Consider the following 26,609-nt stretch of genomic DNA (forward strand, 5'->3'; position numbering starts at 1 on the left):
GTTTGAGTATGCCGTTCGGGGGTGAGTCCGCCAGCGGGGATCTCGACGCCCTGGACCGGGTGCTGGCGACCGCCCACGCGGTCGGTGTACGGGAACTGGGCGGTGATTCCACGCCGCTGCTCGAGGAGCGCGACCCGGTTGCCGTGCGAGCGCTGCGCGAGGCGCTGCGCATTGCCGATCTCCCCGGATTCATCTGCCTGTGCTGGGGCGATGTGGCGCTGGACTTCTACGACGCGGCGGGCACGCGGCTCGCCACCGTGACCCTGCACCACGGGTATTCGCTGCGCTGGAACGGCTGGGCCGAGGACGCCGTCCTCGCCGACGGGGTGCGCTCCCTGGAATGGCTGGCCGTGCGCGGGGTGACCGGACCGCTCGCCGAATACCGGGCGGCCGAACGCCGCCGGGAGCAGTCCGAGCAGCAGACGCGCCTGTGGGCGGCGCAGATCCCGCCGGTGCTGATCGATTTCCGCCACGACTTCCTGACCATCTCGGCCATCGGACGGCTGCCCGACGCGGCCACCATGAGCGCGGTGCGGCGGCGGCTGCTGGCCGCGTACCCGGATCCGGTCGACCGCCTCACCGTCCTGCTGGCCTGGTTCGCCAGCGGTTCCGGCAAATACTCGGGTTACCCTGCGCACGAGGATGTTCCGGCCGTCCTGATGGACGGGGAGGCCGAGACCGATTTCGTGCGCGCCGCCGAGCAGGCGCACGGGCGGGCGGCCGCCGGCGCGGCCCGCTATCTGCGACGGTGGGACACCCGCAATCGGGTCGACCGGCTGTTGTCGGCGCTCTCGCCCGCCACCCGCCGCAAGATCGTCGAGCACGCCCACGACGACGAGGACCGCCGCTGGCTGGCGCACCGCATCGCACGCTTGAAATGAGCACGGGGGATGCTGGTCCCATGACGACGGTCGACTTCCCCGAACACAATGTGGGCCCCTCGTGCAAGGGCAAGCGGATCGGGTACTTCCGCGAGGCCGCCGGATACACCCGGTACAAGAGCGCCTACCAGGCCGGATTCGACCAGCTCCCGGCCCCGCGGGAGGCGGTGGACGTGCCCACCCGGTTCGGCACGGTGCGGGCCTACCGGTTCGGCGAGGGCGGCGGCACGCCGCTGGTGCTGCTGCCGGGGCGGCAGGCCGCGACGCCCATGTGGGCGGCGAATCTGGCGGGCCTGCTCGAGGTGCGGCCGGTCATCACCCTGGACCTGCTGGGTGAGCCGGGATTGAGCGTGCAATCCGAACCGTTCACCGACGGTCTGGATCAGGCCGCGTGGCTGGCCGAGGCGCTGCGGGGTCTGCAACCGGGTCCGGTGCACCTGCTGGGTGTATCGATCGGCGGCTGGGCGGCGGTGAATCTGGCTGTGCACCATCCGGATCGGGTCGCGTCCCTGGCAATCCTGGATGCTCCGTCGGTGTTCGGCGGCTTCAGCTGGAAGATGATCGCCGTCTCGCTGGGCTCGGTGCTGCCGGGCATGCCGGAGCGCTGGCGCAACAAGCTGCTGTCCTGGATCTCCGGCGGGGTGACGGCTCCCGAGGACGCGCCGGAGGGCAAGCTCATCGCCTCCGGCATGCGTGACTTCGCCGCCTATCTGCCGATGACGAAACAGCCTACGAAGCAACAGCTTTCCGCCATCACCGCGCCGGTGCTCGGGATCTACGCCGGGCGCAGCATCGTGCACGATTCGCGCCGGATCGTCGCCAAGGCGCGCAAGGCGCTGCCGGCCGCACAGCTCGAGGTGTGGCCGGAGGCCTCGCACGCCATCAATGGCGAGTTCCCGCAGGAGATCGCGGATCGGATGCGGAAGTTCCTGGCAGACGCGAGCTGATCAGGGCACCAGGACGGCGCGGCCGCGAATCTGGCCTTCGTCCAAGCGCCGCAGGGCTTCCGGGCCGTCGGCGAGATCGAAGCGTTCGACCTCCATGTGCAGCTTGCCCGCCTGCGCGAGGGCCACGCAGGCGTGCAGATCGCTTCTGGCGCCGCCCAGCGATTTCCGCACCGTCGCGCCCCACGGCCAGCCCGGCCCGCCGGCGGGCCCGGCGGTGATCTCCGGTGCGCCGCCGCCGATTCCGACCATGCGATAGGCGCCATTGGGCGCGACGGTCTCCACGGCCAGCTTGGCGGTGGCGTCCACGCCGACGAAGTCGAATACGGCCTCCGCGCCGCGGCCATCGGTCAGCTCGAGGATCTGCCGCGCGGTGCTGTCATCGGACAGGATGCCCAGGTCCGCACCGCACTCGGCGGCCAGCTCCAGTTTCTCCTTCGCCACGTCCACCGCGATGACCCGCACGCCGGTGACGGCCCGCAGAATCTGCACCGCCACATGCCCGAGCCCGCCGATGCCGATGGCGACCGCGGTGCCGCCGGGCCGCAGCACCTCCCGCGCGCCGCGAATGGCGTGATAAGCGGTGAGCGCCGCATCGGCCACCGGCGCGGCCTGCAGGAAGTCCAGGTCGCCGATGGGCACGAAGGCATTCGCCGGAATCCGCACGTATTCCGCCATTCCGCCCTCGATGGTGAGCCCCGGGCAGGGCGGCATGGCCACGCGACCGGCTGCGAGACAGACGTTCTCATTGCCGCTCACGCATTCGCGGCACACGCCGCAGGTCCAGAACAGGTACACCAGCCCGCGCTCGCCGATCTCGCGCCCGTGCACATCGGAGCCGACCGCCTCGATGGTCCCGGCGATCTCGTGCCCGAGGGTCAGCGGATCCTCGCGCAGCCGGACCGGGAAGTTGACCAGGGTCAGGTCCGAATGGCAGACGCCCGCGGCGCCGACTCGCAGCAGCAGGTCATTGGGTCCTATCTCGGGAACCGGGATGTCGTTGACCGCCACGGTTTCCGGGCCTGTCCACTGGAGTGCGCGCATGGTGCTTCCTCGACTGAGAGCTTGTGATCTGGCGCACAACGTAACACTCGCTATACACTGCGTCTAGCGAATGACGGAATGTCTAACGATGTTCCCGGAAACGCTCCCGAAAATGAGACTCGAGTCTAGGCTGCCGTCCCATGAGTGCCGCAGGATCGGGCCGCCGGCCCAATGGACAACCGCGGATCGCCATTGCCGGGGCCGGGATTTCCGGCATCGCCATGGCCGTCGCCTTGCAGCGGGCCGGATTCACCGACTTCACGATCTACGAGAAGGCGGCCGACTACGGCGGCACCTGGCGGGACAACACCTATCCCGGGCTGGTGTGCGATGTGCCGTCGCGGTACTACCAGTTCCGGTTCGCCATGAATCCCGAATGGTCGCAGCTGTATTCGACCGGGCCGGAGATCAAGGACTACCTGGTCGGGGTGGCGCGCAGGCACGGGCTGCCCGCGCGCACCCGCTTCGGCACGGAGGTGGCCGAAGCCGAATTCGAGGGCGACGGCTGGCGGGTCACGCTGTCCACCGGTGAGGTAGAGCGCTTCGACTTCGTCATGTGCGCAACGGGATTCCTGCATCACCCGAATACGCCCGACATTCCCGGGCTGGCGGACTTCGCGGGGACGGTCATGCATTCGGCGCGGTGGGATCACACGGTGGAGCTGGCAGGCAAGCGCATCGGCGTGATCGGGACCGGGTCGACCGGCACCCAGCTGGTGAGCGCGCTGGCCGGGCAGGTGCCGCGGGTGGTGTTGTTCCAGCGCACCGCGCAGTGGATTCTGCCGACGGTCAACCGGCCGTATTCACCGGTGGCCAAGGCCGTGTACCGGCGGCTGCCGGTGCTGAGTTCGCTTGTCTATCGGGTGCATCAGGCGATCTTCGCGGCGTTCTCGCAGGGGCTGGTGCATCCGGGGCGGACGCGGTCGTTCATTCAGTGGGTGGTGGCGCGGAATCTGCGCTCGGTCCGGGATCCGGAACTGCGGCGCAAGCTCACGCCGGACTATCAGGCCATGTGCAAGCGGCTGGTGGTGTCGGACCGCTTCTACGCGGCCGTGCAGCGGCCGGATGTCGACCTGGTCACCAGCGGGATCGACCAGGTGAAGCCGGGTGGCGTGGTCACCGTGGACGGGGAGTTGCACGAGCTCGACATCCTGGTGCTGGCAACGGGATTCGATTCACACGCCTTCATGCGGCCGATGGCGGTCACCGGTGTCGGCGGCCGCACCCTCGACCAGGCGTGGGCGGCGGGGCCGCGCGCCTTCGAGGGCGTCATGATGCCGGACTTCCCGAATCTGTTCATGCTCATCGGGCCGCACAGCCCGTTCGCCAACCACCCGCTGACGGCGGTGGCGGAGGCGCAGTCGGCGCGGATCGTCGGGTGGTTGCGGCGCTGGCGGGCCGGGGAATTCGCGACGGTCGCGCCGACCGCGGCGGCCACCGACCGCTACAACGCCCGGTTGCGCGCCGCCGCGCCGAGCACGGTGTGGACCACCGGCTGTAGCAGTTGGTATCTGGGCAAGGACGGGCTTCCGGAATTGTGGCCGTGGAGTCCGGGCCGGTACGAGAAACTCATTCGCAGCGAACCGGATCCGGTGGACTACCGCCTGGAACCGGCCGGGAAGTGAGGCTGCCGTGCTGTTTCCGATTCCGTTGATGCGCTGGGCGACCCGGGTCGTCGGCTGGTGGAGTTTCGGTCCGATACCCGACTGGCGGCGAGCGCGGAAGCGGATGAACGCGGGGACCCGCTACGCTCGCCCGCCGCGCGGGGTGCGCGTCGAGGCGGGCTCGCTCGGCGGGGTGCCCGCCGAAATACTCACTCCGCCAGGGGCTGCCGCCGATGCGGCGGTGCTGTACCTGCACGGTGGCGGGTTCGCCGTCGGCGCGCCGCCGATGGAGCGCCCGACCGCGGGGGCCATTGCCGCCGCCATGTGGACGACGGTGTACACGCTGGATTACCGGCTGGCGCCCGAGTTTCCGTATCCGGCCGCCATCGACGATGCCGTGGCCGCCTACCGCGCACTGCTCGATCGCGGGATTCCAGCGGGACGCATTGCGGTTGCGGGTGATTCGGCAGGAGGTACGCTCACCCTGGATCTGGCGTTGCGGGCACGCGATGAGGGCCTGCCCGCTCCGGCAGTGCTGGGGCTGATCTGCCCCGCCCTGGATCTGTCGGCGGATTCGCTTGCCTTCCGGTGTGATCCGAGCCGCGAGCCGCTGCTCTCCCCCGAGCTCATTCGCGAATTCACCGACGCGTACCTGCCGGGCATGCCGCAGGATCGGCGCCGGGCGGTGTCACCGCTGTATCGCGATATCACCGGCCTGCCACCCATCGTGCTGCAATCGGCCGGTGACGATCCGCTGGCCGGGGATGCCAGGCGTTTCGCCGAGCTGGCCGCGAAAACCGGTGCGCCGCTGCGGCATCACGAGTATCGCGGGCTGTGGCATGTGTTCCACGCCTGGCCGATGGCGCCCGCGCGCGCAGCCATCCGGGAGATGTCCGCCGCCTTGGCCGAGGGCATCTACGGCCATCACACCGGCCAGCGCTCAGGGCAGTAGCCGGTGCGCGGCGCCGGTGAGCATGTCCCGGACCCGGTCGAGGGGCTGCGCGAGCATGCACATGCTGGTGAAAGCTGCCAGCAGCAACTCGCCGAGCAGATAGGTGAGCTCACCGCGTTCCTCGACTGCCGGCGTGTCGCCGAGAACGGCATCGAACCGCTCCATCCACAGCCCGTACAGCGCTTGCCGTTCCAATTCCGCCGTGCGGTCGCCGGAGATGACCGCCGACACCACCGCCGTGCACAGCGGCAGTTCCGCCGCGGTGTGCTCCATGATCGCGGCCAGCATTCCGGCCACCCGGTCGGCCGGTGCGGTGTCCGCGCCGATGCCATCGGCCATGAACTCGCCGGTGACCTCGCGCGCCCACTCCGCGCCGACCGCCGTGAGCAACTGATCCTTGCTGCCGAAATACCGGTACACGGTGGCCCGCGCCAGCTGGGCTCGGTCGGCCACGGCATGCATGGTCACCGCCGCGTACCCACCCGCCGCAGCAAGCTCCCGGGCCGCATCGAGAAGCCGCTGCCGCCGCTCCCGCTGGCTGTCCGACAGCGGGTGCACGGTCGTGAACGTGGCCGACGGCAGGTGCGATGACATGCGCACATTCTGGCTCCTCCGCCTCCCCGAGACCTCAGCGCCCGGCCGAGAGCCGTTCACCGTCGCGCACGCGTGGCGGCGGCGGGGAGCCGAACCGACTCCGGACGTCCCCGGCGAGTTGCCCGGACCTTGCGAAATCAGTTGTCACCCTTGAAGCCTCGGAGGACCCATGCCCGCACCCGAACACTCCCCCGCCACCGGGGTCATAGTCACCGGCGGCGCGTCCGGTATCGGCCTGGCCTGTGCGGTGGCGCTGGCCGAGGTGGGCCGGCCGGTCGCGCTGTGGGATCTGCAGGGCGAGTCCGCGCGCGCCGCGGCGGCGACCATTTCCGACAAGTACGGGGTGGCGGCGCTCGGCGTCGGCATCGATGTCACCGATACCGAGCAGATCGAGGCCGCGGTCGGACCGGCTCGCGAGGTGCTGGGCAGTATCGGCGGGCTGGTGCACGCCGCGGGCGTGGTGCGCGCGGAGCCGGTCGGCTATCTGGATGCCGGCAAGTGGGATGCGGTGCTCGATGTGAACCTGCGCGCCCAGGCCCTGATCGCGCAGGCCATTCTCAGTGACCTGCAAAGCAATCCGGGGTCGGCGATCGTCGGGATCTCCTCCATCGAAGCCTTCATCGGCCAGGCCTTCATCCCGGCCTACTGCTCCTCCAAGGCGGGCCTGCTCGGCCTGACCCGGGCCCTCGCACATCAATTGGGCAGCAGCGACGTGCGCGTGAACGCCGTGTGCCCGGGCTATATCGACACTCCGATGATGAGAAACAATGTGCCGCAGGAGGTCATCGATCAGGAGGCCGCGCGCTCGATCTTTCGCAGGCTCGGTGCGCCCGAGGAGGTGGCGCGCGCGGTGCGCTTCCTGCTCAGCGACGAAGCCTCGTTCATCACCGGCACCCATCTCACAGTCGATGGGGGTGTCACAGCCATCGGCGGCCAGTGAACCTGAGCCACCCTCGACTGGGCCGAATTGCCCGAGAGTCAGCGTCGGGCGGCGTGCTCGCCGAGTTCGAGATCGATGAAGGCTCCGATCATTGCCCGCCAGACGGCCTCCGCGACAGCGGGTTCCAGCCGGGCGGCGGCAGCGCGCTCCTTGGCCAGCGCCACCACCCGCTCCACGCGGTCCGGGGCGCGCACGGCCTGCTCGTCGGTCTTGAATCCGGCGGCAGCGTGGACCAGATCCTGCCGTTGCGCCAGGAGGCGGATCAATTCGCCGTCGAGCGCGTCGATGCGAGTGCGGACCTCATCGAGGGATTGCGGGGCGGACGCGGCGGGCAATTGTGGAGCAGACACGAGTGCCGACCCTATCGGCTGCCCGCTCAGGCGAACACGCGGGTGATCACCGGCGCGACGAATTCGTCGAGCATGGCGCGCTCGTCCTCCGCGTCACGGCCGGGTGCCGCCAGCAGTGACACGATGATGCGGGTCAACCAGCGCGCCAGGCGGCTGCGCTCCGGATCGGTGAGCCCGGCGGGCGTGAACAGCCCGCCCGCAATGGATTCGATGACCTCGGAGTCCTGGCTGATGCGCCCGGCCGGCCCCGCCTCGCCCGGCCGGAACCAGGCAATGAGCATCGGCTCGGAGCGCACTTCCCGCACCGCGGCCAGCATGGCGGTGACGATCCGCCCGCCCGGATCCGCGATATCGCGCACCTCCCGCGCGACCCGCGCGGCAATGCGGCGAGTCTCCCGGTGCACGAAGGCCAGGCGCACCGCCTGCCGATTCTCGAAATACCGGTACAGCGTGGCCCGCGAGCAGCCCGCCGCCTTGGCGATATCGGCCATGCCCACAGCCGTCACGCCACGCTCGGCGAACAGCGCGGCGGCCGCGTCCAGGATGCGCTCGGCCGCCAAATCCGCACGATCGTCCGACAGCCAATCGCGACTCATGCGATCCCTCCAGCTCGTCTCGTCACTCCGGCGCCGACACGTCTCGTCATTCCGGCGCCGACACGTCTCGTCATTCCGGCGCCGACACGTCTCGTCATTCCGGCGCGCTTTTGGCCGGAATCCACCGCGGTGTCAGAGATCCCGGCCAAAAGCATGCCGGGATGACAAACGGCATTCATGCCGGGAGGACGAACAGCACTCACGCCGGGAGGACGAACAGCACTCACGCCGGGATAGGAAGCGGCACTGCTCATCCTGCCGCCCGGAACGGGACCGCGACCGGCCAGCGGACGTAGTTGCCTTGGGACCAGCGGACGTTGTCGAGGTCGACGGTGAAGTTCGGGCAGCGGGCGAGGAGTTCTTCGAGGGCTACGCGGGCCTGCATGCGGGCGGCGGCCGCGCCGAGGCAGTGGTGGTGGCCGTGGCTGAAGGTGAGGATGCGTTTGGGGTTGCGGCGGATGTCGAGTTCGGCGGCGGTGGGGCCGAATTCGCGTTCGTCGCGGTTGGCGGAGGCGTAGAGGAGCAGGACGCGGCGGCCGGCGGGGATGGTGGTGTCGTGCAGGGTGACCTCGCGGGTTGTGGTGCGGGCCAAGCCTTGGACGGGGGAGGTCATGCGGAGGAATTCCTCGACGGCGTCGGGGATGAGCGCCGGGTTCTCGGCCAGGAGGCGGCGCTGGCCGGGGTGGGTGGTGAGCAGTTGGACCGCGCCGCCGAGATTGCCTGTGGTGGTGTCGTTTCCGCCGGTGATCATGGTGAAGGCGAAGCCGAGCATGGCGACCAGTCCGTCATTGTCGCCGTCGGCGCCCAGGCCGGAGGCGAGTAGGTGGGAGATGGTGTCGTCGCCGGGTTCGGCGCGGCGGCGGGCGATCAATTCCGTGAAGTAGCCGACCAATTCGCCGACGGCGGTGAGTGCGTCCTGACCGCCGGCCGCTATGCCCGCACCGGCGACAGCACCGCCGACAATGGCTTCGGTCCAGTGGTCGAACTTGCCGTGGTCCTGTTGCGGCACACCGAGATAGTGCGCGACGACCATGGTCGGCAGCGGCTTGAACAGTTCGGCGACGATATCGCCCTCCCCCGCCGCCCGCAGCCGCTCGATGCGCTCGACGACGAACTCCCGCACCGCGGGTTCGACCGAATTCACCTGCCGGGGCGTGAATCCCGGCGATACCCGCCGCCGGAAGTCGGTGTGCTCGGGTGGATCCATGAAGACGAACGGCCGGTGCGTGCCGACTCCCGCACGCTCGAGCCCGACATAGTCGACGGTGAGCCCCGCGGCCGAGGAGAAGGTTTCCGGATCCCGTGCCGCCGCGTACACGTCCGCGTGCCGGGACAGGACGTAGAAGTCGTGCTCCGGATGCGCCTCGGGGATCACGCGGTGCACCGGATCCTGTTCGCGCAGTGCGGAATACATGGGCCAGGGGTCGCGCCAGGTTTCCCCCGATCGCAGTTGGAACCGGACCGGACGAGACGCCACTGTGCTCATGAATCGACGGTAAGACAAATGCTCGAATATGTCTAGAACACGTTTCAGAATTCTCCCGCTGTATCGCGCTGCGGCGGCGCTAGCTCTGGGTTTCGCCCGTATTCGAGCGGATCAACACGAAAACGAGCGAGGTGTCGCCGATCCGGATGGTGGACCCGTCGGACAGCACCGCGCTGTCCACCACCCGCGCGCCATTGACGTATACGCCGTTGGAGGAGTGCAGATCCTTGAGCACGTAGGTCATCCCGTTGTCCACGATGAGCGCATGATGACGGCTGACCCGCCCGTCGTGCAGCGGAATGTCATTGTCGGACAACCGGCCGATGCGCGTGACGGTGCCGACGATGGGATACACATTGCCCTCGCGGTCGCGCAGCACCGCCTCGGGTTCGTGCCAGCTGCGATCGATAATGGTGGTGGCCCGGGTGGCCGAGGCATTGCCCACCGTGCGCACGCTGAGCGGATCCTGGCGCAGGATGCGCTGTTCGAGTTCGCGCATCCGGTGTCCCGGATCGATGCCGAGTTCCTCGGCGAGGGTAACCCGCAATCGCCGCGCCGCCTCCAGCGCGTCGGATTGCCGCCCGGCCAGGTAGAGCGCGGTGATCAACTGCTCCCACAGCGATTCCCGCAGCGGATGCTCGCGCACCAGCAGGGTCAGCTCCGCGATCACGCTGTCGCCGCGGCCCTGGGCGATCTCGGCCTCGGCCCGCGCCTCGATCACGCCCAGCCGTTCGTCGTCGAGGGCGACCGCATAGGCGTCGGCGAATCCGAGCCCGCGCAGATCCGACAGCACCGGCCCGCGCCACTGCGCGAGCGCCTCCGACAGCGAGACCGCGGCTGCCCCGAATCGCCCCGCCGCCAAGGCCCGCAGCCCGTTCTCGCGGCGCGCGCGGAACCGGAATACATCGCAGGCGGCGTCGTCGACCACGATCCGGTAGCCGGTCCCCATGTGCTGGAGCACGGCGCGGGCGTCGATTCCGCCGTCGCGCAGGGGTTTCCGCAGGTTGGACACGATGGCGTGCAGGCTCACCCGCACATCCGGCGGCGGATTGTCCTCCCAGACGGCGGCCGCCAGCGCATCGACCGATACCGGCCGGTTGTTGTTGATCACCAGATAGGCCAGCACCGCCCGCTGCTTGGGCCCGCCCAGCTGCTGGGCGACCCCGTCGATGGTGAGCTGGACCGGCCCCAGCACCCCCACCTGCGCCCGCACCTCGGCCATGGCCGACTCCTCACGACCGCCCGCGATTATCGAGGGCCACTCTAACTATTCTTCGCCCGCCCCGCCGCCGGGATAGGTTATCGGTAGACCTCGTCCTTTGTTTCGGGCTATTGAATCCAATATTCAGGGCTGCCAAACTTGATAGTCCGAGCGGTGCGACGGAGATGCCGATGAAGCAATCACGGCGGGGGTTCCTGATCGGTGGCGCGATGGCCGGGTCGGCCGGCCTGGCCCTGGGGTCCACCCGATTGTTCGATGCGCCGGCCGCGGCCTCGTCCGGGCATTCCGGCCACGGCGGCGGGGTCGAAGGGCCCACCTTCCGGCTGGGGGAAGAGGTCGATCACGCGGCCAACGGGTTCAATCCGACGCAGATCCTGCGGGACTTCGACGGCGGCACGGTCTCCACCCTGCCCGGCGGCCGCACGCTGCGGGAGTGGCATATCGTGGCGCGCGACCAGGACCTGGAAGTGGCTCCGGGAGTGACGTTTCCGGCCTGGACGTTCAACTCCCGCCTGCCGGGCCCGACGCTGCGCTGCACCGAGGGCGATCTGCTGCGGGTGACCTTCACCAATGGCTCGGAGCACCCGCACACCATGCATTTCCACGGCATCCACCCCGCGGAGATGGACGGCATTCCCGGGATCGGCCGCGGCGTCATCCGGCCCAGTGAATCGTTCACCTACGAATTCGACGCCACGCCTTTCGGTCTGCACCTCTACCACTGTCACGTCAGCCCGCTGGCCGAGCACATCGCGCGCGGCATGTACGGCACCTTCATCGTGGATCCGCCGCAACCGCGCCCGGCGGCCGACGAACTGGTGATGGTCATGCACGGCTTCAACACCACCTTCGACGGCGAGGGCAATCAGCTCTACGCGGTCAATGGCATTCCGTTCCACTACATGCACGAGCCGGTGCGGGTGAAACGCAATGAGCTGGTGCGGATCTACCTGGTCAATGTGCTGGAGTACGACCCCATCAACAGTTTCCACATCCACGGCAACTTCTTCGAGTACTTCCCGACCGGAACCCGGCTCACCCCTGCCGAATTCACCGACACCATCGTGCAGGCGCAGGGGCAGCGCGGCATCTGCGAGCTGCGGTTCCCGCATGCCGGGAAGTTCATGTTCCACGCCCACAAGACCGAATTCGCGGAACTGGGCTGGATGGGATTCTTCGAGGTGAGCGAGTGATGAGCGAACCCACGGCAAGTGCACCGGCGGCGGAGTCCCGATTACCGGTCTGGGTGGGCTGGGCCGGACTGGTGCTGCTGATCGCGGCCGTGCTGGCCGGACTGGGGCTGATCGGCGGGCGCGCGCTGCCGGATCGGCTCGGGCCGCCGGTGGAGGAGATCGCGGTGGAGCGCACCGTCTTTCGCGATGATGTCATCGAGTTGCGGGTGCGCAATACCGGGCCGGATCCGGTGACCATCGCGCAGGTGTTCGTCAACGACGCGTTCGTCGACGTCACCGGGGGCGAGGACGCGATCGGCCGGATGGGCGCGGCCACACTGGAATTGAACTATCCGTGGCGGGAGGGGCAGCCGTATCTGGTGTCCATGCTCACCTCCAGCGGGCTGGTGATCGAACACGAGATCCCGCTCGCGGTCCCCACACCCGAGCCCGACGGGTCGTTCTTCGGGCTCATGGCGCTGCTCGGCCTCTACGTCGGCGTGATTCCGGTGCTGCTGGGCATGCTGTTCCTGCCGCTGGCCCGCCGGGCCGGGGGGAATGCGCTGCGGGTGCTGCTGGCCGTCACCGTCGGCCTGCTGGTGTTCCTGGCCGTCGACGGCACCAATGAGGGCCTCGAACTGGGCGCGGAGTCCGGCGGCGCGTTCGGCGGCGGCGAATTGGTGCTGCTCGGCGCGGGCCTGGCCTTCCTCGCCCTGACCGCACTCGACCGCTGGCTGCGCGCCCGGCGCGCCCGGGCCGCGGGCACCGGGGCCTCCGGCGTGCGCCTGGCCGCCATGATCGCCTTCGGTATCGGCCTGCACAATCTCGGCGAGGGCCTGGCCATCGGATCCGCTTATGCGGTGGGCGAATTGGCGCTGGGCGCGTTCCTGATTCTCGGGTTCGCCATTCACAACACCACCGAGGGCGTGGCGATCGTGGCGCCGCTGGTGCGCGAACGCATCCGGCTCCCGCTGCTGCTCGCGCTCGGCCTGCTCGCCGGAGCGCCCGCGATCGTGGGCGCGGTGGTGGGTGCGTCGATCAACAATGCCGAGGTGTCGGCGCTGCTGCTGGGTATCGGCGTGGGCGCCATCGTCCAGGTGATCGTGCAGATCCTGCCCGCTCTGCGGGCCGAGGGTCACGAGCGCGCCGATGCCCCCGCCATTGCGGGGGTCATCGGCGGCATCCTGATCATGTACCTGACCGGATTGCTGGTCACCGCCTGACGGCGGTGGGGAGGGTGAAGGCGGCGGTGCGGACGACGTCGCCGTGCTTGAAATCCAGGAACAGGCGGTAGGTTCCGGGACCCGGGACGACGGTGTGAAAGGTGATGTCCGGGCCCGGGGCGGTGACGCCGTCGCCCGGTTCGCCGTTCGGGTGCACGTGGACGTAGGCGAGATCGCCGGCGCGCAGCACGACCAGGTGACCGAAGGCGGCCAGGTAGGGCTGCAGGTCGGTGACCGGTGCGCCGTCCTTGTTGACCGTGAGGGTGAGCAGACGCCCTTCGCCGGGTACGAGATCACCGTCGAGGGTCACCTCGTAGCCGTCGACCGTGACGGTCCGTACCGGCTCGGGCGCGGGCTGCGGAGCGTAGTCGCCCGGGATGGCGAAATCGGCACCGAGCGTGATGGTCCGGCCGAGGGCCTGCGGAGCGATATCGGTGAAGGCGCGGTAGGCGCCGGCGGCGGGCAGGTTCAGCTTGACCGCCCAGGTGCCGTCGGCGGCGAGTTCGGGATGCACGTGCCAGAAGCCGGTCAGCTCGCGCTGCACGATGATGAGGTGCAGCTCGCGGTCGTGGATGGGGGTGTAGTCGGTGACGGGGTGGCCGCCGGGACCCAGGATGCGGAAGCGGAAGTCGATTTCGCCTGCGCCGATGATGGTTTCGGCGAGATCGAGGGTGTAGCCGTCCTGGGTGATCCGCAGGCCGCCGGGGAGTCCGGCGTCGCGCCCGGCGTGCGCGTCATGTCCGGCGTGGGCGCCGTGCGCGCCGTTCCCGGCATGAATTTCGTGGCCGGCGTGTTCACCATGGGCGGCGTGGTCGGTGTGCGCGGCATGAGCAGCGTGGTCGGCATGGTTGGCAGCGTGCGCGTGAGTGGTCATTTCCGCGTCTCCCTCGATCGTTTCGGTGTTCCGATAGGGAGAAATCTAATACCCCCAGGGGGTATCTGCAAGATCAATTGGAGTGATCCGGCTCACTACGAGGAACGCACATAGGTCATCTCCGGTGACACCGTGATGATGTCGGCGACCGCGACGAGTTCCGGAGGCACCGCGCCCCCGTCGAAGTGGCGCGCGCTCGGGACGATGACGGCATCGAGGTCGAGCCGCGAGATCAGCACGCGCAACCGGCGCAGCGGCTGATCGGTGAGCGGGCCGAAGACCACCGTTTTGCGGAGGTCGTAGCCGAGTCGATAGGCCAGGCCGCGAATAGCGGCCTCGTCCGATTCCTGCCGAATGCCGGAAACGTCACTCCGCAACCATCCGATCGCGCTGGGTTCGGTTGTCATGGCTAACCTTTGAGGTGCTCGCAGCCTGTGTCTAGTGCCGACTTCAACGTTCGTACGTCGAACGAGATTGATCGATGGCTTCCGGCGGGGAAAGTACTGGGCAAACCTGGGTCATGACGGCACGGCAAATCCGTGGAAGACCTATTCTCGGGATAGGTCCAGCAGAGAGGCCGCATGCCGTGACCGGACGGAACGAGCTGCTCATCGCCGCTCGCTCGCGTATGGAATCACCCGGTGCGCCAGGTCAATCCATGACTCGCCGGGAGTTGGCGGACGCCGTCAACGATCACGTCTTCCGGATTACGAGCAAGCGGGGCGCCGTCGACGAACGGCACGTCGGCAAGTGGGAGCGAGGCGAAACGACGTGGCCGAGAAAGCATTACCGCGCCGCCCTGCGGGCGGTGCTGAACGTGGCGACCGATGCCGAGCTCGGCTTCGCCACCCCGGCGCGGGCAGCGGATGACGAGAGCGTGAACCGCAAGCAGTTCCTGTCGAGCGCGCTCGTGCTGACCACGGGGGCGGTGCTGTCCAATGCCGCGCCCACCGAGAGCGAGCTCATCGACACCATGGCGGGACCGACCGGTAATTACCGGCGGATGGAATCCTCGGTGCCGTCGGATCGGCTGGCGCCGGTGGTGGACGCGCATCTGAACCTGGTCGCCGGAGTAGTCCGGGATCGGCTGCGCACCTCCAGCGGCTTCCGCGCCCTGTCCGAAATCGCCGGTCTGGCAGCATGGCTGGCCGCCGACCGCGGTGACGACGCGGCGGCGCGGCGGCGCTATGTGGAGGCCATCCGGCATGCCGAGCGCACACACCATCCGCTGCTCGTGTCCTATATGACCGCCAGCCTCGGGCACTACGCGGTGGAAATGGGCGATGCGCGCGCCGGGCTGACCCTGCTGCGCACCGCGGCCAACCAGCTCGGGCCCGACGCCCCCGACAGCGCCACCGCCTGGCTCACCTCACTGCTGGCCGTCGCCTATGCCGCGACCGGCGACCGCGCCAATGCGCATTCCGCCATGCGGCGGGCGGACAAACTGGTGGATCGGCAACGCGGCGAACCGCAATGGCCGTGGGTTTTCGTCTTCGACGCGCCCAAGGCCGCGCGGTATCAGGCCGCGGCGCTGGCCCGGCTGGGTGATCACCGCGGGGCCCATCTCGCCTTCGTCCATGCCGGCTCCGCCCTGACCGCGGCCAAACCGCGGGCGCTGGTGCAGGTCGAGCACGCGCAGGTGCTCGCCCGCAGCGGCGATATCGAGGCCGGGTGCGCGCTGGCCGCCGAGGCGCTGACCGTCGGCCTGAGCTATCACAGCGAGCGAATCACGCGGACCGCCAGGACATTCCGTGCGGGTCTGCCGGCCCGTACCGTGGAGGCGAGGGCACTCGACGAGGCCCTGGCAACCCTCTACGGACGAGACCAATGACCCGCGTCGCCATTACCGGGCATCGTGGGCTGCCGCCCGTCACCCTCGAGCTGGTCGCCGCCGCACTGCACGCCGCGGTGGGCAAGCGGGCCGAACCTCCCCTGTACGGCGTGAGTTGCCTTGCCGACGGGCCGGATTCGCTCTTCGCCCAAGCCGTTCTCGAGCACGGCGGGCAGCTCACCGCCGTCGTTCCCGCCCGCAAGTACCGCGAAAGCCTGCCCGCCGAGCACCATCCGGTCTACGACCGGCTGCTGGCCGCGGCCTCGGAGGTGGTCGAGCTCGACCGCGAGGAGTCCGATTCCGAGGCCCACCAAGCGGGCAACCTGCGCATGCTGGACGGTTCCGACGAGCTGCTCGCGGTCTGGGACGGCAAGCCCGCCCGCGGCTACGGGGGCACCGCCGATGTGGTCGCGGCCGCCCGCCGCCGCGGCATCCCGGTCACCATCCTCTGGCCCCCGGACGCCGAACGCCCGTGACCGGATCCGGCCGACTTGACCTCAACAAAGGTTGATGTACCAAGCTCGGGTTCATCGGTCCGATCGACGGTCCGACCCGCGCCCCGCCGAGCCCCGTACACCCCTCGGCGGGGCGCGAAACACTCGCCCGCGCGAGCTACCGTGGAAGCCGTGGGCATCATGGGCGAACTGTTCCCGGGCAAGAAGCTGACCGATGAGGGCAGCGAGGATTCCAGCGGGCAACCGCACCGTCCGCGCCTGGAAGTGAACCTCGACGACGGTGTGATCCGCATTGCCCCGACCACCCCGCCGAGCAGTGCGGACGCGGCGAACTAGGTTTGCCGCAGCGGCTCGTAGACCTCGGCGCTGAGGCCGAAGGTCCAGGCGACGCCCTCGCGGGCGGTCCGGGTCTCCGGCGGGACGCGCAGCCAATAGGTGCGGCTGGTGCCGTCCGGTTCGGGGGTCGAATTGATGACCTCGACCATCACCACGTCCTCGTCGTCGGGTAGCTCGATGCGCCACAGCACGCCGGTTTCGTCGCGGTGCAGCGGGCGGGCCCCGGATTCGGAGAGGTAGCGGTCGTAGCCGTAGTACTCGAGCATGATGCGGCGCAGCTCGGCGTTCTCCTCGCGCCGGATGCGCTCGGGGGTCAGCGTGCGCAACCCGGCGAGGAACTCCCCCGCCACCGCCATACCGCGCCAGGAGTGCAGGACGAAGCCGTCGGCATACGCCAGGGCGGGGCCGTCGGCGCGGTCCAGGCGACCGGCCTCGTCGCGGTGGAGTTCGGTGGGGCGGTCGGTGAGGATGGCGACCTTCTCGTAGGGCCACCACCAGCCGGCTTCCCGGGCCACCGCGGCCAGTCCGTCGAGCGGGTTGCCGGGCGTGGTGTCGAAGGCGGAGAGCCAGGCGGCGTCGTGCTGGCCCAGGACGGCGTCGAGCAGCAGCAGGCGGACCCTGGTCTCCTGCTTGCGATCCCGGGCCACCGCGGCGACGACGCCCGCGCTGATCCGGTCGACGATGGTGCGGGTGAGCTCCCACAGGTCGGCGCCGGTGGCCTGCCAGTGATCGCTGAAACCCTTGGGGCCCAGGGCGGCGTGCAGGCGTTCGCGTTCGGCCGCCCACGGACGGCTGCGCAGCGCCTCGCGAACGCTGCCGCCGGTGCCGCGCAGGATGGGCCGGCCCTCCGGCTCGACCGCCCAGAGTTTGCGCACGGCCTCCAAGGGCGATGCGGCCCAGACGATCCGCTCCGGTTCGGCCAGTCCGGCCCGCCGATAGGCCAGGCGCACCCCGGCCTCGGCCGCCGCCCGGTCGCCGCGGCCGGTCATCGCCGAGATCGCGCGCCACTGCGCCTGCGTTGTCACTTGCTCACTCGATTCTCTTGTCGCTGTGTGGGATCCGGGTTCAGTCGGCGACGATCCGCACCGAGCCGGGCACGTACTCGCGCTGCCGGATCACCCGGTACCAGCCCTTGGGCAGCGGGATGGCCGCGTGCTCCTCGTGCACGACGCGCCCGCCCTCGGGCAGGTGGAGTAGGAAGGGCCCGAAGGCCCCGGTCTCGCGAACCAGCCGCCCGGGTCCCTGGACGGCGTGGGCGTGGCCGGTGACCTCGCCGAGCGCGAGCACCAGCCGGCCGCGGGCATCGCGCGGTTCGGACGGCGCTTTCGCGGCCCGCTCGGGTACGGCGGCCTCCGCCAGCGGAACGATCAGGACATCGCCTTGCCGGTACATGATTCTGCTCCCCTCGTGGCACGAAATCGGTGCCGTGCCAAGGACGGTAGCGCCGCGCACCGACAAGTCCGGCCGCCCGTGCGATTGTCTGCCGGGCTTGGTAGAAAGCACCCATCGATCACCGGCACTGGCCAGAAGGGGCGGGGCGCACATGACCATCGGGAACCACCTGGAGGAGTTCTACGGGTTGCCCGTATTCGACTTCCCGGACGCGGATGACTTGCGCAAACGCAAGTCCGCCTTGCCCGCGCCGGACTCGGTGGCGTGGCGGATCCGCCTGTCGGACTGGGACTCCGAGGACCCGTGGTCGGAGGACTTCGCCCGGTTCCTGGTGGCGGTCGATTCGACGCGGGTGCGGGCGATCATCGTGGGCATGTGGAACGAGGTGCACGACAACGGCCCGGCGGACGTCATCGAGGCGATCACCGAGGCGCGGGACCGCTTCCCCGCGCTGCGCGGGCTGTTCCTCGGCGACATCACCTTCGACGAGTGTGAGATCTCCTGGATCAACCAGGGTTCGGTGACTCCACTGCTGGAAGCCTTTCCCGCGCTGGAGGAGTTCGGCGTGCGCGGCGGGCAGAATCTGGAGTTCGACGCCATCGAGCACGCGCGACTGCGCAAGCTGACCGTGCAGACCGGTGGCCTGCCCGGCGAGGTGGCGCGTGAGATCGCCGACAGCGATCTGCCCGCGCTCACCCATCTCGACCTGTGGCTGGGCACCTCGGAATACGGCGGGGATACCGAAATCGCGGAGTTGGCACCGATTTTCGCTGGGACACGGCTGCCGAGGCTGAAGCATCTGGGCTTGCGCAACAGTGAGATCCAGGATGAGATCTGCGCCGAGCTGGCCGCCGCGCCGGTGGTGGCACGGCTGGAGGCGCTCGATGTGTCGATGGGCGTGCTGACCGATGACGGCGCGGCCGCACTGCTCGCCGGGCAGCCGCTCGGGCATTTGAAAACCCTTGATATGCACCACAACTACCTCAGCGAGGCCATGCGCACCCGGCTGCGGGAAACCCTCGAACCCGCGGGCGTGGCGCTGAATCTGGACACCGGTGACGCGGAGGAGGACGAGGACGAAGACCAGGTGTGGCGCTTCGTCGCGGTCGGTGAGTGAGCGTTGGCAGACGGGTTTCCGTATCGGTGGGTCGTCGTCGGCAATGGCGAGAACCGGCGGGTGCGGATGTTTCTCGCGGCGGCGGAGGCGGCCGGGCTGGTGACGCCGCGCGTGGTGCGGTGGCGTGACGTACTGCGTGCGGGCGGGCACGGGTTCGCGGCGGACGAACTCGTGCGCTTGGACTCGCCCGGGGAGAATCCCGAGGTGGACGAGCTGCTGCGCGGGGTGAACGAGCCCACGCGCGTGGAGGGTTCGGCGCGCTGGTACGCGCGGTTCCTGGACGCGGTGCGGTCGCTGCGGGGCGGGATCCGGCTCGACGATCCCACCGAGCTGGGCATTCTGTTCGACAAGCGGTTGTGCCATGCGCGGCTGGTGGACGCGGGCGTGCCGGTGCCGCCCTCCCCCACCTCGGGCGCGCGGGAACCGGTGCGCGGCTGGTCCGATGTGCGTGCGCTGATGCGGGCGGGCGGTATGCCCCGCGCCTTCGTCAAGATCGCGCACGGGTCCTCGGCCTCGGGGGTGCTGGCGATCGAGACGACCCGCGCCGGGCGGGTGCGGGCCACCACCTCGGTCGAAGTGGATTCGGCTGGGGGCCTGCACAACTCGCTGAAGATCCGCCGGTACACCGAGGAACGGCGGGTAGCGGCCATCGTCGATCGTCTCGCACCCGATGGGCTGCACATCGAGCGGTGGCTGCCCAAGGCGTCCCTCGGCGGCGGGGCGGCCGATCTGCGGGTGCTCGTCGTGGCGGGCCGCGCCACCCACGCGGTCGTGCGGACCAGCCGGGCGCCGCTGACCAATCTGCATCTGGGCGGGCGGCGGGGCGATCTCGCGGCGGTGCGCGCGGTGGCGGGCGAGCGCTGGGCGGAGGCGCTGGCCATCTGTGAACAGGCCGCCGCGTGTTTTCCCGGAACACTGTGCGTGGGCGTCGATCTGCTGCCCGCGACCGGCTGGCGGCGGTTCGCCGTCGGCGAGGTCAATGCCTTCGGCGATCTGCTGCCGCGGCTCACCGGGCTGCCGGAGGGACCGGCGGCCGGGCTGGACACCTACACGGCGCAGATCCGCGCGGCCCAGCGTCTGTACGGCGCTACACCACAACGACTTTCCCAGGAGCGCACGCATGCACCGGCCTGATATGAACGAGGTGGTGGGCCGCGACGACATGCTGCTGCTCACCCTCGACACCTTGCGCTACGACGTCGCGGTCGAGCTGGCGGAGGCGGGCCGACTGCCCAATCTCATGGCGCACCTGCCGTCCTCCGGCTGGGAGAAGCGCCACGCCCCGGGCAATTTCACCTATGCCTCACACCAGGCCATCTTCGCCGGGTTCCTGCCGACGCCGGCCACGCCCGGTCCGCATCCCCGGCTGTTCGCCGCCCGTTTCGCCGGCAGTGAGACGACCGCGGACGGCACCTTCGTCTTCGACGAACCGGATCTGGTGACCGCGCTGGCGGCGCGGGGCTATCACACGGTGTGTATCGGCGGCGTCGGATTCTTCAACAAGCAGGGCGCATTGGGGAATGTGCTGCCCGGGCTGTTCGCGGAGAGTCATTGGGAATCGGGGTTCTCGGTGGCCTCCCCGACCTCCTTCGAGGAGCAGGTGGCGCGGGCGGAGAAGGTGGTGTCCGAGCTGCCCGCGCGGCAGCGGGTGTTCTTGTTCCTCAATGCTTCCGCGCTGCATCAGCCCAATTGGTTCTATCTGCCGGGCGCGACCCGCGCGGCCGGGGACAGCCGGGCCACGCATGCCGCCGCCCTGGAGTACATCGACCGTCATGTGGGCCGGCTGTTCGATGCGATGCGTTCGCGCCGCCGGTGTTTCGCCATCGTGTGCTCCGATCACGGCACCGCCTACGGGGACGACGGTTTCACCGGGCACCGCCTCGGCCACGAGTCCGTATGGACCGTTCCCTATGGTCACTTCTTCCTGGACCCCCTGGAGTGTTCCGCATGACCGCGACCCTCGTTCCGCCCAGGCCGTATCAGAGCTATGTCTACGCCTACCCGCACAAGACGGCGTACCGGCCGCTGCATCCGCGGCCCGCGCTGGCGGAGCTCTGGAAAGGCGAACCGCGCCAGGCGCTCTCGTTGTACCTGCACATACCGTTCTGCGAGGTGCGATGCGGGTTCTGCAACCTTTTCACACGGGTGGGCGCGCCCGACGGTTTGACCGGGCGGTATCTCGACGCGCTCACCCGGCAGGCGGTCGCCGTGCGGGAAGCACTCGGCGACGAGGAGCCGGTGCGCTTCGCGAATGCGGCCTTCGGCGGCGGCACCCCGACCTTTCTCGAAGCCGGAGAGCTGGAAAGGCTCTGCGACACAGCCGAACTTGTGATGGGCGCGGACCTGCGAGCGATTCCGCTGTCGGTCGAGGCCTCGCCCGCGACGGCGACCGCGGACCGGCTGGCCGTGCTCGCCGAGCGCGGTGCCACGCGGGTGAGCCTCGGCGTGCAAAGCTTCATCGACGAGGAGGCGCGCGCGGCCGTGCGGCCACAGCGCCGCGCCGATGTCGAGGCCGCCCTGGGCCGCATCCGCGCGGCCGGGATCCCGATTCTCAATATCGATCTCATCTACGGCATCGACGGCCAGAGTTCGTCGAGCTGGCGGCAGTCCCTGGATGCGGCGCTGGCCTGGCGGCCGGAGGAGATCTACCTCTATCCGCTGTATGTGCGCCCGCTGACCGGACTGGATCGCCATGCCGATCCCGCGGTGTCCGAACGGGATTGGGATGCTCAGCGACTGCGGCTGTACGGCGAGGGCCGCGATCATCTGCTCGCCCGGGGGTACGAGCAGGTCTCCATGCGCATGTTCCGCCGCCTCGACGCCCCGCCGCAGGGGCCGGACGATTACGCCTGCCAGACCGACGGCATGATCGGCCTCGGCTGCGGAGCCCGCTCCTATACCTCGGGCCTGCACTACTCGTTCGATTACGCGGTTTCCATGCGCGAGGTCCGGGCGATCATCGACGATTACGCCGCCACAACGGATTTCAGCCGCGCCACGGTGGGCCATGCCATCGACGAGGACGAGGCGCGCCGCCGATTCCTGCTCCAATCCCTGTTGCAGGCCGCTGGTTTCGCGGCCGCCGACTACCGGGAGCGCTTCGGCGCCGATCCCCATCAGGACTTCCCCGGCGAACTGCGGACGCTGGCCGAGCGCGGCTGGCTGGCCGATCCGGCCGCCGCGCACCTGCGGCTGACTCCGGCGGGACTGTCCTACTCCGATGCGATCGGTCCCGAATTCTTCTCTCCCGCAGTCAGATCGGCCATGTCGGCCTACGAACTCCGGTAGCCCGCGTGGACCTGACCCTCCTGTATCGCGGCCCGTTGTCCTCCTGCGACTACGACTGCCCGTACTGCCCGTTCGCCAAGCGCCGCGACTCGACCGCCCAGCTGCGCGCCGACCGCGACGCCCTCGACCGCTTCACCGCCTGGGCCCGGCGGCAGACCGGGGACCGGTTGTCGATTCTCTTCACGCCATGGGGTGAGGGCCTCGTCCGCTCCTGGTATCGGCGCGCGCTGATCGAGCTGTCCCATGAGCCGCATATCGAGCGCGTCGCCATCCAGACCAACCTCAGCTGCCGCACCAACTGGCTCGCCGAAGCCGATCCGGAAACCGTCGCGCTCTGGTGCACGTATCACCCCGGCCAGACGCCCTACGACCGCTTCCTCGCCAAAACGCGAGAGCTGGCCGCCGCGGGCATCCGCTTCAGCGTCGGCATAGTCGGCCTCCCCGAGCACCTATCGCATGCCCGTCGCCTTCGCGCCGACCTCCCCGAACACGTCTATCTATGGGTGAACGCCGCCGAAGGCCACACCTACACCGACCCCGAAGCCGCCGTCTGGACCGCTCTCGATCCGCTCTTCCCCTTCAGCCGTCACGCCCACGCCTCCGCCGGCCGGGCTTGCCGCACCGGTTCCACGGTCGTCTCCGTCGACGGCGACGGCGCCGTCCGCCGCTGCCATTTCGTCCGCGACATCCTGGGCAACCTCTACGACGGCTCCTATCGGAGCGCCCTCGCCCGGCGCCCCTGCCCCCTCGCCGTGTGCGACTGCCACATCGGCTACGTCCACCTCGAAACCCTCCCCCTCTACGACGTTTTCGCCGGCGGAGTCCTGGAACGCATCCCCGCCGCTCCCGGCGTCGCCGACCTCGAACTCGGCGTCCACGGTGATGGTGACGACGGGCATCGCGTCGGCTGAGCCAGCGGCACCCGGCATCGCGACCGCGGGGGCGGGCACGTCGGGCATCGTGTCGGCGGCGTCGGCCATATCGGGCATCGCATCCGCGGCGTCAGCCGTGTCGGGCATCGCATCGACGGCATCGGCCATGTCGGGCATCGGATCCGCGGCATCGGCGGCAAACGGCGGCACGCCCGCGGCATCGCCGATGGCCGGCGGCACGGCCCCCGTGTCGTTCGGGTCGAGTTCGGCTCGCAGGTCGGCGATTTCGGCGGCGAGCTGGTCGCGCAGGTGGATGCGTTCGTCCAGGCTGGCGCGCATGCCGGCAATGGTGTCGTCCATGGCGGCCAGGCGTCGATCCGCGCCCCGCAGGTGGTATTCGATGACCGCGCGGCGGTCGACGACGGCGCTGGCATTCCGGATCCACTCCTGGATGTAGGCCAGCCAGGCGGGGGGCTTGGGCATCTTCTCGTCGTCGAAGCCCTGCCGGAGGGCGGCCTTGGTGGAGAGGACCTTGTCCTTGGGCTTACCGGAGGTGAGGTCGGTCAGCTGGGCGAGGGACAGCTTGCCGGCGCTGGTCACCGCGGCCGTGAGCCGGTAGCGGCCCACCAGGTGCAGTTTCAGCTCGGCGGTGTAGCGGGCGTCGGCGTCGAGCATGCCCACCCAGGGTCCGTCGGTGGCCTCCAGCAGCGCCTCGAGAATGTCCTGCTGCACGGTGCCGCCGCGCAGCCGGGCGACGCTGACGCGCAGGTGGTCGGGGGTGGCGGTCATCTGGTCCCAGTGCATTTGACCCCGCTTTCTGACCGGCTCGTGGAACGACAACGGGTACGACGATATCCGGGGTCGGCCCGCCGCCGTGGCAGACGTGCGCGCGGTGCGGCGGGGAGCCGCGTGCTAAGAGCCGTACCGCCGGTTACGGCCGGTGCGGGCTGGCGCCGCCGTCCACCACAATGCGCTGGCCGGTGAGGTAACCGGCGGCCGGGGAGACCAGGAAGTCGATGACATCGGCGACCTCGGCCGGTCGGCAGACGTGACCGAAGGCGGAGGCGGCATCGAGGTCCGCGGCTCGGCGGGCGGCGCCGCCCGTGACCGCCACGGTGAGCCGGTCGCCCATATCGGTGGCCACCAGGCCCGGGGCGACGATATTGACGTGGATGCCATTGGCCGCCTCCTCTTTCGCCAGGGTGTGGGCCAGCGCTTCCAGCGCGGCCTTGGCCATGTTGTACGGCGCGCCATTGGCGGCCAGCGTGTGCGCGGCCACGCTGCTGATCATGATGATGTCGCCGCGCTCGCACTGCCGCATGGACGGCAGCACGAGGCGGGTGAGATTGTGCGGCCCGAAGGCATGGACCTGGAGCAGTTTCTCGACTTCGGCAATAGGGGTGTCGGCCACGGTATTGCCGCGGCTGGCAATGCCCGCATTGTGCACGAGGATGCCGATCGGCCCGAGTCCGGAGACGACCTGCTCGACCATTGCCTCGACGGCGGCGTAATCCTGCACCGGGGCGTGCACGGCGAGGGCGGCGCCGCCCGCGGCTTCGATCTGGGCGACAGTGTCTTTGGCGGACTGCTCGTCCCGCGCCCAGGTGATCGCGACCGCCGCCCCGCTCCCCGCCAGGGCGAGCGCGGTGGCGCGGCCGATGCCGCGCCCGCCGCCGGTAACGAGCGCCACCCGGCCCGTGCATGTGTTGTTCATCTGCGCCCCTTCGGTTTCCATGGGCAATCCTAGGCCGCGGCGTACGCCTCCAGGTAGCGCGTCATGGCCAGGCGCGCCTCGGCGAGGATGGCCGGATCACCCACTGGGTCACGGTGATACGCGAGTTCGAGAAGGCGATCCCCCAGCTCCACCGCGACCTCGGTGACCAGGCGATCGGTATCCGGGCGTAGCAGCCCGCGGTCGAGCAGCAGGCCGTGCACCATGCCCGCCAACCGGCGGCGGTGTTCACGCGGATCGGGGAACAACCCGGATTCCCGCCGCGCGTAGTACATCGAGACGACTTCGGGGTGCGAACGGTAGAGCGCGTGGTGCAGCGCCACGATCTGATCCACCGCGTCGGCGATGGAACCGACCCGCAGCTCGGCCACCCGCGCCGACATGTCCGCGTCGATGCCACCGACGCTGCGCAGCGTCAATTCCTGCAGCACCGCTTCACGATTGGCGAAGTACTGATAGATCGAAGCGACCGGCACCCCGGCTCGCTCGGCGACCGCGCGCGTCGTCACGGCCCCCGGCCCGCTCTCCTCCAGCAGTTCCCGGGCCGCTTGCAGGATCCGATCGACCCGCGCGCGGCTGCGTTGCTGACTGGGCGCGCGCCGGCGAAGTCCTTCCGTGGGCACGGCTGGTCATCCTTCCACGACGAATTCCTACTCGAAAAACATGAACATGAATCATGTTCATGTTAGCGTGTCCGTGTTCATCGGCTCGTTCGTAAGGTTCGGAATGAAGTTCGCAGGTCTGCTGCTCGCCCTCGCGGTCGCGGCGACGGTGGGAAGCGGTGCGGCGGCGGCCGAGTTGCCGGTGCCGTACGGCAATGGGGAGATGCTGCGGATCGCGGCCACCGATTGGAACGGCGCGGTCGCCGGGGCCAATGACTACGGGTGCACCCCGTCGGCCGAGCTGCCGAAACCCGTTGTGCTGGTTGGCTCGACCTTCCTGTCCGAGGCCGTCAACTGGACCGCGCTCGCTCCGTATCTGCACAATCGCGGGTTCTGCGTGTTCACGCTCAACTTCGGGCGCTCCATGTATCCCGTCGGACCGGGATTGAATGGCATGGACCCGATTCCCCTGTCCGCGGCCGAAGTCGGGGCGCTCGTCGACCGCGTACTCGCCGCGACGGGAGCGGCGGAGGTCGACATCGTGGCGCATTCCCAGGGCGGCGTGGTCGCGCGCTACTACGCCAATGAGCTGGGCGGCGCGGCCGAGATCGACCAGATGGTCCTGCTGTCCTCGCCCTACACCATGACCGGGCTGCCCATTGATGTCATGGAAGTGGCGAGCGGGCTCATTCCCCGCGATCTCTACGACGCGATCCTCTACAACGGCGTCGTCCAACCCGGCGGCCTGAATCTGCTCGATCCGTGGTCGATCACCAAAGCCCAAGTGCTGCAACCGGATGTCCGCTACACCCAGATCACCGACAGCGCGGACGAAATGGGGCTGCTCGGCGGCATGCACGCTCCCGCCGGGGTTCCCAATGCGAGCACGCAGTACATCGACGCCGTCTGCCCCACCGATTTCTCCCAGCATTTCGCCCAGCCCTATTCCCCCACCGCGGTGGCATTGATCGCCAACGCCCTGGACCCGGTGCACGCGGTCACCCCGCCGTGCACCGTCGTGCCGCTCTATTCGGTGGCACAACAGTGAAGCCGTGGGTACGGAGTCGCCGGAGGGGACGACTTCGTACCCACGAGGGATTGG

28 protein-coding genes are annotated in these 26,609 nt (G+C 69.5%); 16 read left to right on the plus strand and 12 right to left on the minus strand.

Features of this window, described 5'->3' with window-relative positions:
• Window positions 1-8: 8 nt before the first annotated feature.
• Window positions 9-881 (plus strand): hypothetical protein, encoded by an 873-nt coding sequence (locus tag ACFVIV_RS28785; protein WP_379201604.1) that lies wholly within the window; start codon window positions 9-11, stop codon window positions 879-881.
• Between the two features lie 20 nt (window positions 882-901).
• Entirely contained in the window at window positions 902-1,828 is a 927-nt protein-coding gene (locus ACFVIV_RS28790) for an alpha/beta fold hydrolase (RefSeq protein ID WP_379201606.1), read from the plus strand.
• On the opposite strand, the gene ACFVIV_RS28795 is transcribed toward ACFVIV_RS28790, so the two are convergent.
• The gene (locus ACFVIV_RS28795) at window positions 1,829-2,869 is read right to left on the minus strand and encodes an NAD(P)-dependent alcohol dehydrogenase (protein ID WP_379201608.1); all 1,041 of its coding nucleotides are present in this window, start codon (window positions 2,867-2,869) and stop codon (window positions 1,829-1,831) included. It lies immediately after the preceding gene.
• A gap of 140 nt (window positions 2,870-3,009) precedes the next feature.
• Between ACFVIV_RS28795 and ACFVIV_RS28800 the strand changes: the two genes are divergently transcribed.
• On the plus strand, window positions 3,010-4,494 hold the full coding sequence (locus tag ACFVIV_RS28800) for a flavin-containing monooxygenase (protein WP_379201610.1): 1,485 nt from the start codon (window positions 3,010-3,012) through the stop codon (window positions 4,492-4,494).
• A 7-nt stretch (window positions 4,495-4,501) separates the two neighbouring features.
• Window positions 4,502-5,425, plus strand: coding sequence for an alpha/beta hydrolase (locus tag ACFVIV_RS28805; protein WP_379201612.1), 924 nt, complete (start codon window positions 4,502-4,504; stop codon window positions 5,423-5,425).
• Here ACFVIV_RS28805 and ACFVIV_RS28810 read toward each other — a convergent pair.
• Window positions 5,414-6,019 carry a TetR/AcrR family transcriptional regulator gene (locus ACFVIV_RS28810; protein ID WP_379201614.1) on the minus strand — a complete coding sequence of 202 codons (606 nt, stop codon included), beginning with the start codon at window positions 6,017-6,019 and terminating at the stop codon, window positions 5,414-5,416. The two genes, ACFVIV_RS28805 and ACFVIV_RS28810, sit on opposite strands and share 12 nt — an antisense overlap.
• A 169-nt stretch (window positions 6,020-6,188) precedes the next feature.
• Here ACFVIV_RS28810 and ACFVIV_RS28815 point away from each other — a divergent pair, with 169 nt between their 5' ends.
• The gene (locus ACFVIV_RS28815) at window positions 6,189-6,959 is read left to right on the plus strand and encodes an SDR family NAD(P)-dependent oxidoreductase (protein ID WP_379201616.1); all 771 of its coding nucleotides are present in this window, start codon (window positions 6,189-6,191) and stop codon (window positions 6,957-6,959) included.
• Between the two features lie 38 nt (window positions 6,960-6,997).
• Here ACFVIV_RS28815 and ACFVIV_RS28820 read toward each other — a convergent pair whose 3' ends face one another.
• The 4 genes from ACFVIV_RS28820 to ACFVIV_RS28835 form a co-directional block, all read right to left on the minus strand.
• Entirely contained in the window at window positions 6,998-7,309 is a 312-nt protein-coding gene (locus tag ACFVIV_RS28820; protein WP_379201618.1) for a chorismate mutase, read from the minus strand.
• 26 nt (window positions 7,310-7,335) lie between these two features.
• Window positions 7,336-7,905 carry a TetR/AcrR family transcriptional regulator gene (locus tag ACFVIV_RS28825; protein WP_379201620.1) on the minus strand — a complete coding sequence of 190 codons (570 nt, stop codon included), beginning with the start codon at window positions 7,903-7,905 and terminating at the stop codon, window positions 7,336-7,338.
• A 250-nt stretch (window positions 7,906-8,155) separates the two neighbouring features.
• Window positions 8,156-9,391, minus strand: a complete 1,236-nt coding sequence (locus ACFVIV_RS28830; protein ID WP_379201622.1) for a cytochrome P450 — start codon at window positions 9,389-9,391, stop codon at window positions 8,156-8,158.
• Window positions 9,392-9,470: 79 nt separating this feature from the next.
• A complete protein-coding gene (locus ACFVIV_RS28835) occupies window positions 9,471-10,613 on the minus strand; it encodes a BTAD domain-containing putative transcriptional regulator (protein WP_379201624.1) in 1,143 nt (380 codons plus the stop codon).
• 164 nt (window positions 10,614-10,777) lie between these two features.
• Between ACFVIV_RS28835 and ACFVIV_RS28840 the strand changes: the two genes are divergently transcribed.
• Window positions 10,778-11,806 carry a multicopper oxidase domain-containing protein gene (locus ACFVIV_RS28840; RefSeq protein WP_379201626.1) on the plus strand — a complete coding sequence of 343 codons (1,029 nt, stop codon included), beginning with the start codon at window positions 10,778-10,780 and terminating at the stop codon, window positions 11,804-11,806.
• Window positions 11,806-13,008 carry a ZIP family metal transporter gene (locus tag ACFVIV_RS28845; protein WP_379201628.1) on the plus strand — a complete coding sequence of 401 codons (1,203 nt, stop codon included), beginning with the start codon at window positions 11,806-11,808 and terminating at the stop codon, window positions 13,006-13,008. Before ACFVIV_RS28840 ends, ACFVIV_RS28845 begins: the two co-directional genes overlap by 1 nt.
• Here the strand turns inward: ACFVIV_RS28845 and ACFVIV_RS28850 are convergent.
• Window positions 12,998-13,882, minus strand: a complete 885-nt coding sequence (locus tag ACFVIV_RS28850) for a hypothetical protein (RefSeq protein WP_379201630.1) — start codon at window positions 13,880-13,882, stop codon at window positions 12,998-13,000. The two genes, ACFVIV_RS28845 and ACFVIV_RS28850, sit on opposite strands and share 11 nt — an antisense overlap.
• Before the next feature lie 95 nt (window positions 13,883-13,977).
• Window positions 13,978-14,289 carry a hypothetical protein gene (locus tag ACFVIV_RS28855; RefSeq protein ID WP_379201631.1) on the minus strand — a complete coding sequence of 104 codons (312 nt, stop codon included), beginning with the start codon at window positions 14,287-14,289 and terminating at the stop codon, window positions 13,978-13,980.
• Between the two features lie 251 nt (window positions 14,290-14,540).
• Here ACFVIV_RS28855 and ACFVIV_RS28860 point away from each other — a divergent pair, with 251 nt between their 5' ends.
• From ACFVIV_RS28860 to ACFVIV_RS28870, 3 genes are all read left to right on the plus strand, one after another.
• Window positions 14,541-15,713: a hypothetical protein gene (locus ACFVIV_RS28860; protein ID WP_379201633.1), complete on the plus strand. Its 1,173-nt coding sequence runs from the start codon at window positions 14,541-14,543 to the stop codon at window positions 15,711-15,713.
• The gene (locus ACFVIV_RS28865) at window positions 15,710-16,189 is read left to right on the plus strand and encodes a hypothetical protein (protein WP_379201635.1); all 480 of its coding nucleotides are present in this window, start codon (window positions 15,710-15,712) and stop codon (window positions 16,187-16,189) included. The genes ACFVIV_RS28860 and ACFVIV_RS28865 overlap by 4 nt, the downstream gene beginning before the upstream one ends.
• A gap of 150 nt (window positions 16,190-16,339) precedes the next feature.
• The gene (locus tag ACFVIV_RS28870) at window positions 16,340-16,504 is read left to right on the plus strand and encodes a hypothetical protein (RefSeq protein ID WP_379201791.1); all 165 of its coding nucleotides are present in this window, start codon (window positions 16,340-16,342) and stop codon (window positions 16,502-16,504) included.
• Here ACFVIV_RS28870 and ACFVIV_RS28875 read toward each other — a convergent pair.
• Window positions 16,501-17,529, minus strand: coding sequence for a DUF6745 domain-containing protein (locus tag ACFVIV_RS28875; protein ID WP_379201637.1), 1,029 nt, complete (start codon window positions 17,527-17,529; stop codon window positions 16,501-16,503). The genes ACFVIV_RS28870 and ACFVIV_RS28875 overlap by 4 nt on opposite strands.
• Before the next feature lie 40 nt (window positions 17,530-17,569).
• A complete protein-coding gene (locus ACFVIV_RS28880; RefSeq protein WP_379201639.1) occupies window positions 17,570-17,896 on the minus strand; it encodes a hypothetical protein in 327 nt (108 codons plus the stop codon).
• 151 nt (window positions 17,897-18,047) lie between these two features.
• On the opposite strand from ACFVIV_RS28880, the gene ACFVIV_RS28885 reads away from it, so the two are divergent.
• From ACFVIV_RS28885 to ACFVIV_RS28905, 5 genes are read left to right on the plus strand one after another with little or no spacing between them, the layout of a single operon-like run.
• A complete protein-coding gene (locus ACFVIV_RS28885; protein ID WP_379201641.1) occupies window positions 18,048-19,013 on the plus strand; it encodes an STM4015 family protein in 966 nt (321 codons plus the stop codon).
• 3 nt (window positions 19,014-19,016) lie between these two features.
• Window positions 19,017-20,147: an STM4014 family protein gene (locus tag ACFVIV_RS28890; protein WP_379201643.1), complete on the plus strand. Its 1,131-nt coding sequence runs from the start codon at window positions 19,017-19,019 to the stop codon at window positions 20,145-20,147.
• Entirely contained in the window at window positions 20,134-20,964 is an 831-nt protein-coding gene (locus ACFVIV_RS28895; protein WP_379201645.1) for an STM4013/SEN3800 family hydrolase, read from the plus strand. The genes ACFVIV_RS28890 and ACFVIV_RS28895 overlap by 14 nt, the downstream gene beginning before the upstream one ends.
• Complete coding sequence (locus tag ACFVIV_RS28900) at window positions 20,961-22,301, plus strand: STM4012 family radical SAM protein (protein WP_379201647.1); 1,341 nt, start codon at window positions 20,961-20,963, stop codon at window positions 22,299-22,301. Before ACFVIV_RS28895 ends, ACFVIV_RS28900 begins: the two co-directional genes overlap by 4 nt.
• 5 nt (window positions 22,302-22,306) lie before the next feature.
• Window positions 22,307-23,212, plus strand: a complete 906-nt coding sequence (locus ACFVIV_RS28905; protein ID WP_379201649.1) for an STM4011 family radical SAM protein — start codon at window positions 22,307-22,309, stop codon at window positions 23,210-23,212.
• 892 nt (window positions 23,213-24,104) lie between these two features.
• On the opposite strand, the gene ACFVIV_RS28910 is transcribed toward ACFVIV_RS28905, so the two are convergent.
• Together ACFVIV_RS28910 and ACFVIV_RS28915 are read right to left on the minus strand one after the other, a co-directional pair.
• Window positions 24,105-24,908 carry an SDR family NAD(P)-dependent oxidoreductase gene (locus ACFVIV_RS28910; RefSeq protein ID WP_379201651.1) on the minus strand — a complete coding sequence of 268 codons (804 nt, stop codon included), beginning with the start codon at window positions 24,906-24,908 and terminating at the stop codon, window positions 24,105-24,107.
• Between the two features lie 8 nt (window positions 24,909-24,916).
• On the minus strand, window positions 24,917-25,528 hold the full coding sequence (locus ACFVIV_RS28915; protein ID WP_379201653.1) for a TetR/AcrR family transcriptional regulator: 612 nt from the start codon (window positions 25,526-25,528) through the stop codon (window positions 24,917-24,919).
• Between the two features lie 103 nt (window positions 25,529-25,631).
• Here ACFVIV_RS28915 and ACFVIV_RS28920 point away from each other — a divergent pair, with 103 nt between their 5' ends.
• Window positions 25,632-26,555 carry an esterase/lipase family protein gene (locus ACFVIV_RS28920; protein ID WP_379201655.1) on the plus strand — a complete coding sequence of 308 codons (924 nt, stop codon included), beginning with the start codon at window positions 25,632-25,634 and terminating at the stop codon, window positions 26,553-26,555.
• Window positions 26,556-26,609 lie beyond the last annotated feature (54 nt).

The sequence above is a fragment of the Nocardia sp. NPDC127526 genome, assembly GCF_042672265.1.
Taxonomy (GTDB): domain Bacteria; phylum Actinomycetota; class Actinomycetes; order Mycobacteriales; family Mycobacteriaceae; genus Nocardia.

Excerpts from the sequence above, each read along its gene's own strand:
- ACFVIV_RS28815 (WP_379201616.1), top strand. The coding sequence starts at position 6,189 with ATGCCCGCACCCGAACACTCCCCCGCCACCGGGGTCATAGTCACCGGC.
- ACFVIV_RS28785 (WP_379201604.1), top strand. The coding sequence starts at position 9 with ATGCCGTTCGGGGGTGAGTCCGCCAGCGGGGATCTCGACGCCCTGGAC.
- ACFVIV_RS28850 (WP_379201630.1), bottom strand. The coding sequence starts at position 13,882 with ATGACCACTCACGCGCACGCTGCCAACCATGCCGACCACGCTGCTCAT.
- ACFVIV_RS28845 (WP_379201628.1), top strand. The coding sequence starts at position 11,806 with ATGAGCGAACCCACGGCAAGTGCACCGGCGGCGGAGTCCCGATTACCG.
- ACFVIV_RS28885 (WP_379201641.1), top strand. The coding sequence starts at position 18,048 with ATGACCATCGGGAACCACCTGGAGGAGTTCTACGGGTTGCCCGTATTC.
- ACFVIV_RS28810 (WP_379201614.1), bottom strand. The coding sequence starts at position 6,019 with ATGTCATCGCACCTGCCGTCGGCCACGTTCACGACCGTGCACCCGCTG.
- ACFVIV_RS28835 (WP_379201624.1), bottom strand. The coding sequence starts at position 10,613 with ATGGCCGAGGTGCGGGCGCAGGTGGGGGTGCTGGGGCCGGTCCAGCTC.
- ACFVIV_RS28800 (WP_379201610.1), top strand. The coding sequence starts at position 3,010 with ATGAGTGCCGCAGGATCGGGCCGCCGGCCCAATGGACAACCGCGGATC.
- ACFVIV_RS28830 (WP_379201622.1), bottom strand. The coding sequence starts at position 9,391 with ATGAGCACAGTGGCGTCTCGTCCGGTCCGGTTCCAACTGCGATCGGGG.
- ACFVIV_RS28795 (WP_379201608.1), bottom strand. The coding sequence starts at position 2,869 with ATGCGCGCACTCCAGTGGACAGGCCCGGAAACCGTGGCGGTCAACGAC.
- ACFVIV_RS28790 (WP_379201606.1), top strand. The coding sequence starts at position 902 with ATGACGACGGTCGACTTCCCCGAACACAATGTGGGCCCCTCGTGCAAG.
- ACFVIV_RS28900 (WP_379201647.1), top strand. The coding sequence starts at position 20,961 with ATGACCGCGACCCTCGTTCCGCCCAGGCCGTATCAGAGCTATGTCTAC.
- ACFVIV_RS28860 (WP_379201633.1), top strand. The coding sequence starts at position 14,541 with ATGACTCGCCGGGAGTTGGCGGACGCCGTCAACGATCACGTCTTCCGG.
- ACFVIV_RS28855 (WP_379201631.1), bottom strand. The coding sequence starts at position 14,289 with ATGACAACCGAACCCAGCGCGATCGGATGGTTGCGGAGTGACGTTTCC.
- ACFVIV_RS28865 (WP_379201635.1), top strand. The coding sequence starts at position 15,710 with ATGACCCGCGTCGCCATTACCGGGCATCGTGGGCTGCCGCCCGTCACC.
- ACFVIV_RS28920 (WP_379201655.1), top strand. The coding sequence starts at position 25,632 with ATGAAGTTCGCAGGTCTGCTGCTCGCCCTCGCGGTCGCGGCGACGGTG.
- ACFVIV_RS28825 (WP_379201620.1), bottom strand. The coding sequence starts at position 7,905 with ATGAGTCGCGATTGGCTGTCGGACGATCGTGCGGATTTGGCGGCCGAG.
- ACFVIV_RS28840 (WP_379201626.1), top strand. The coding sequence starts at position 10,778 with ATGCCGATGAAGCAATCACGGCGGGGGTTCCTGATCGGTGGCGCGATG.
- ACFVIV_RS28880 (WP_379201639.1), bottom strand. The coding sequence starts at position 17,896 with ATGTACCGGCAAGGCGATGTCCTGATCGTTCCGCTGGCGGAGGCCGCC.
- ACFVIV_RS28910 (WP_379201651.1), bottom strand. The coding sequence starts at position 24,908 with ATGGAAACCGAAGGGGCGCAGATGAACAACACATGCACGGGCCGGGTG.
- ACFVIV_RS28895 (WP_379201645.1), top strand. The coding sequence starts at position 20,134 with ATGCACCGGCCTGATATGAACGAGGTGGTGGGCCGCGACGACATGCTG.